Source organism: Pseudomonas sp. P4_D7, assembly GCF_056401755.1.
In genome coordinates this window covers 1-1467 of record NZ_JBFUIR010000157.1, presented here as the reverse complement: position 1 = coordinate 1467, position 1467 = coordinate 1, and the positions used below count along the sequence as shown (strand labels likewise).

Sequence of the window (1467 nt, the reverse complement as noted above, 5' to 3'; positions counted from 1 at the left end):
CCGCCATCCTTCGCGACCTCCGAGCGGAGCGTCCGTACCGAACGCGACCCGCCCAATACCACCGTCGCACCAGGACTTGCCATAGCTATTTGCGATGATCCAATACTGGCCATCGGCGTCAAATCCAACTACTGACACCGAGTGCAGCGTTGCTCCCGGGGCGTCGTTAAACCTGTAGATTCGCCCTTTTGGGAGGCGTAGAAACGAGGGCTCAGTCMTCATCGTCGCAACAAACGGGCCGTTCTCCACCAGGGAGTTCATCGCTTGCTGCTGATCCCGAAGTGCCGCCCGTTGGATGACCGGGTAGAGGTTACGAGTCGCACACATAGTCGGAGGGTCGGGATAATCGTCTTCGGCGCCGAGGGCAATGCCGTGTGCACAGACAATATTGACCGTTTCGGCAAGATCCGCCGGTTCGTCGCAGTCGCATTCCATCAAACAGGTATGGATGAAGCCTGCGCAGAGCGCAATTCGCTTACCCGTCTTGATGAAGTGGAGTGCTTCCACTGTCGTGGTCATCGCGAACGAACTGCAAGAATTGCAAGGCGTCTGATCTTTGGCCGGTGGGACTGCCCCGAGCTCGTGCCAGTCGATTGCTCGCACAGTAGTAGATTCTGCCGTCGGCTGCACGAGGGCAAATGCCCGTCTCTGAACAATCGGCACCGGAAGGGCGGGATGCTTGAACTGCGGCAACGCGGTCAACAATCCCGTTGAAACTTTCTTCGTACGTACGTTCCACGCGTTTCCGAAACGATCACTCATGGCACATTTCCCGCATTCGCTATGGCTCCTCGGAGGGCATCGTCTGCTTCTATGTCAGCAACCTTCGCATTCGAAAGAGTGGTATGTGCCTTCAGTGCTTCGGTGRCATCCTCGTCCGCCTTAAGCGGATTGGGCGCGAGTGCCGCGAGAGCATTGCTGTAGTCCGCCTCAGCCTTGAGCGCAGCCGTTTTTGCCTCTAGTCTCTTTGTACTTGCCGCGCGCTGCGAAGCCCTGGCATCCGCCACCTGGCCCAAGCCCTCTTTGGCTGCGGCGGTAGCCCCTTCGGCCGTTGCGTTCTTTTGCTGGACACCAATCGCCTTCAGCTTCCCGGCTTCCGTCAGCTCTAGACTGCACTCGGTGCTGCCGAACGCACGACTGACACAGGGCAGGTAGAAAACGTCTCCGAATTGGAGGACTTCTCCCTCCCACGAAGCAAGCGGCAGATTATCTGGGCTACACGGTGCTCCGGCGCAAACGGTAAGCCGTCCTGCCTCTGGCAGGCGCACGGGTATTCCGTGAGCTGGATCGACAGACGGCGCTGAAATATGTCCTGGAGCTGCACCCCTTTTTTCCAGATACACATGGACATTGAACTGTTCTCCCTTCTCGTCGGACCCGTCGAGATGCTCACCCCACTGCTTCCGCAAGCTGGGACTCATGGTCGACGTTACCTCGAAGGAACTGCCGTCCGGTGGCCGGACTCGG

General features: G+C 58.6%; 2 protein-coding genes. Both read right to left on the bottom strand.

The window, feature by feature from the left end:
- A partial coding sequence (locus AC1DVF_RS29230) for a C1 family peptidase (RefSeq protein WP_477783634.1) occupies window positions 1–762 on the bottom strand: 762 nt, incomplete at its 3' end.
- On the bottom strand, window positions 759–1467 hold a 709-nt coding region (locus AC1DVF_RS29225; protein ID WP_477783633.1), incomplete at its 5' end, for a hypothetical protein. The genes AC1DVF_RS29225 and AC1DVF_RS29230, both read right to left, overlap by 4 nt.